Raw genomic sequence first — 3,399 nt, 5'->3', positions numbered from 1 at the left:
CGCGGGCAGCGCGGGCAGGACCGGCAGCGCGCTCGCTTCCGGAGGTTCCGGCAGCGCAGGCGAGGCCGGCAACGCAGGCGACGGCGGCAGCGCAGGTGGCTGTGGCCCAGAAGGCACTGCCGGGAGAACCGGGAGCGCGGGCAGTGCAGGGACCACCGGCGCAGACGGCGATTCGAGCACGGGCGGCAGTGCCGGCACAGTGGGCAGTTTCGGCAGCACCGGCGATGTGGGCGATCCGGGCGCGGCCGGCAACGCAGGCGGCCCGACCTGCTCTGGCAGAGAAAGTACCGGAGGTAACGCCAGGACCGGGTCTTCCCGATTCGCGGGCGCCGTGGATTCGGCCGGATCCGCCGGGTGGACCGTTGTCTTCCGTCCGGCCTCCCGGTCAGTCTCGCCGAAGTTCTTGCCCGTCTGGAGTACTCGTCGGGCCAGGTCGGACGGTCGAGAATCGCCCCGGCCAACCGCTTCGGGGGCCGAGGCATCCATCCTGGACGTGGTGGCCTTCCGGTCTGTGCCGGCAACCTGAAGCTTCCCCGCCTCGGCGCCGGATGCCGCGACGTGGCGACCGTCCACGTCGGAAGCTGAGACCCTCGGCACCTTGGCGACGCTGGCCTTCCGCTCCCCAACCTCGACAGATGCGGCCCTCCGCTCGTCGGCCGCGACGGCCTTCCGCTCTCTGACCTTGTCCGCGGTGGTCTTACCTGCTCCGACCTTCGCCGCGGCGGCCTTACGTGCTCCGGCCTCCGGGATCGAGCCCCTCCCCGCCTCCACCTGGCGATCGGCGACCTTCCGGTCCGCAACCCGCTGAACCGGAACCTTCCGCCCTCGTACCGGCGGGTCCGAAGTGTCCCGTCCGGCGACCTCGCGGCCCCGGGCTTCCGGACCCGGAACATCCCGCTGCCGAGCCTTCGATTCCTTGGATTTACCTCCGTGGATCTTTGGAATGGAAGGACGTACTTCTACCCGTGGCGCGGAGCGGTCCTTTTTCGCATTGTCTGCGAGATCCCCGCCACCAGCGGTCCGCTCCACCTTTCTGATCTGATCGTTCACACCGCCGTCGGCGCGTGCAGCGTGATCGAAAAGGCTCAGACCGAAGTAGGCGGCAATCACCAGGCCCATCATCAACAGCAGCCGGGAAATGCGCTGAGCTGCAGCTCCAGCAACATTCCGGCGCACCGCCGACCCCCCATTCGATCAATTAGCCGGGCAATCGATTGATGCCCACCCACCAATCGCAAGCTAACACCGCCCGACCGATGCCGCAGGACTCGGCCCGGGCTCCCGTCACCCATTCGTGGAAAGGTCACGCCGCCCGGCGCAGGCCGCGCAGTCTGGTGTGGAGCTCGGTCGTCTCCGGCGCCGGTTGGGCACCGACGGGGGTTTCGAGGACCCGCACCAGCTCGTCGTACTGCCACCGTGAAGGGCTTCGGCGCGGTCTTCGCCGACGTGGACAAGGCGGGCGTCACCAAAGATCGAGCTCTACGACCGCTGGGGTACGCAGCTCTGGTGGCACGCGGTCCCCGAGGACCTCACGGCCTCGCGCAGCCTGTCCTTCCTCGGGGTCAAGGCCACCGCCGACGTGTACGAGGTCCGGATCACCACCGACACGTCGACCCGTGATCTGGTCGTGATGGACGACTTCCCGTACGGAGAGCCGCGGCCGCTCGCGTGACATCGGCACCAGCAGGCGGCGCGGCCGGGTCGATCCCACCTCCGGCCACGCCGTGCGTCACACCACCACGCCGTCGATCTGCAGGCTCTGGACGGACGCCGCCGCGAACGGGACGGTGAGCCGCTTGCCGGCCACCCGCAGGTCCTGGCGGGCGACGTACCTGTCGGAGCCGCCGGGGACGGTCGACCAGCGCGGGACGACACCGCCGGTGCCGCCGGCGGCCTGGCCGAAGCGGGACAGGTCGAACGTCAGGTTCTGGGCGGCACCGGCATTGAGCGCGACGATGACCAGGCGGCGGGCGCCCGCGTCGTAGCCCGCGATCGCATGGTCCACGCCGAGGTCGAGGATCCGCATGCCGGGGCGGATGTGCCGGGTGAACTGGGCGAGCATGTAGTACTTGGTCTCGATCGCCCCGGCGGTGCCGGCGGTGCCGTTGTAGCGGATGGCCCCCCAGCCCGCCGACGGGTCCATCACCTGCCAGTAGCACCAGGCCGTCGGGTGCAGCCAGCGCCAGTCCATGCACAGGTTGCGGGCCATCGCCAGGCCGGTGCCGTCGCCGTCGCCGTGCTCGGAGTTCCACAGGATCTTGTTCTCCGCACGGACGGCGTTGTAGAGCAGGTCGCGGCGGGTGTCCGGGCCGTAGCCGTGCACGTTCACCTGCCGTACCAGGGCCTTGGTGGCACTGTCGAAGCTGTTCCAGGTCGCCCGGGCGGCGTCGTAGTTGGTCTCGTCCGAGGCCGAGATCGCCACCCCGCTCAAACCCTGCCGGTTGAGCTCGGCACGCATGTGCGCCAGCACGCTGCGCTGGGTCTGCGCGTCGATATGGCAACCCTCCTGGGTGCCGTCGGCGCGCCACCAGCCGGCAGTGGGCTCGTTGAACGGGTCCACGGTCCGGAAGCGCACCCCCCACCGCTCCTGCGCGTAGCGGGCGGTGACGGCGAGGTGGTGGGCGTGCTGGCGGTGGTTCCACGACTGCAGGTTCAGCCCGCCGCCGGCCGCCCCGGACGGGTTGTGGTTGCTGCACATCCACCACATCGGCGAGTTGGCGAACAGCTCGCTGATCGCACCGCGCTGGGTCGCTTTGACCAGGGCGGCGCGCTGCTTGGCGTCCACGTTCCAGTTCCAGGCCGACGAGGCGGGATCCTCGTTGGTGTAGTCCAGCCAGAATCCCTCGATCTGCTTGAACCGCGGGATGTTGGACGAGGCCACCATCCGTTCGCCGTTGACCGCGTTCCAGCTGCTGGCGCCCAGGTTGTAGCGGGCGATGGTCAGGCCGAGGCCGGGCAGGGTGGTGCCGTTGTACGACACGCTCTTCAGCGTGAAGAACAGATCGGCGAAGTCGTCCCGGTCGCCGAAGACGTTGGCCCACCAGGCCAGCGAGGTGCCCCAGCCCTCCCATGCGCCGTGGTCCGCGCCCGGGTTGACGGTGATGGTGGCGTCCGCCCACGCCGGTCCCCCGCCCAGCGCGCTCCCGGCGACGGCGAGTCCGGTCGCTCCGGCGGCGGCGAGAACCGCCCTTCTCGTGGTCATGAAGTCCTCCAGAGGACATCGATGTTACTGAATGGTTGCGCTAACATTGCCGGAGTGTCAAGCGCACAGCGAAACGGCGGCACCCGTGGTGGGTGCCGCCGTGGTGGGGGTTGTGGAGGGGTTACTTGAGCCAGGGCAGGCGCTGCACCAGCGGCAGACGGGCCCACGTCTTGCCCAGGCCGAGGGTGTCCCCGGCG

Annotated in this window: 1 protein-coding gene and 1 pseudogene; both read right to left on the bottom strand. The window is 69.7% G+C overall.

Annotated elements, in window-relative coordinates:
* Positions 1-1,122 (bottom strand): annotated as a pseudogene (locus tag Aau02nite_RS45885) (hypothetical protein); the annotation flags it as partial.
* 607 nt (positions 1,123-1,729) lie between these two features.
* On the bottom strand, positions 1,730-3,202 hold the full coding sequence (locus Aau02nite_RS45880) for a glycoside hydrolase (RefSeq protein ID WP_212995003.1): 1,473 nt from the start codon (positions 3,200-3,202) through the stop codon (positions 1,730-1,732).
* Positions 3,203-3,399: the final 197 nt, after the last annotated feature.

Origin of the sequence: Actinoplanes auranticolor (genome assembly GCF_018332655.1) — a bacterium.
Classification (GTDB): domain Bacteria; phylum Actinomycetota; class Actinomycetes; order Mycobacteriales; family Micromonosporaceae; genus Actinoplanes; species Actinoplanes auranticolor.
The sequence above is the reverse complement of the archived record's forward strand: the minus strand, read 5'-3'. Positions and strand labels throughout refer to the sequence as shown.

Bases quoted from the DNA above. Each gene is read 5' to 3' on its own strand.
- Aau02nite_RS45880 (WP_212995003.1), bottom strand. From the start codon at position 3,202: ATGACCACGAGAAGGGCGGTTCTCGCCGCCGCCGGAGCGACCGGACTC.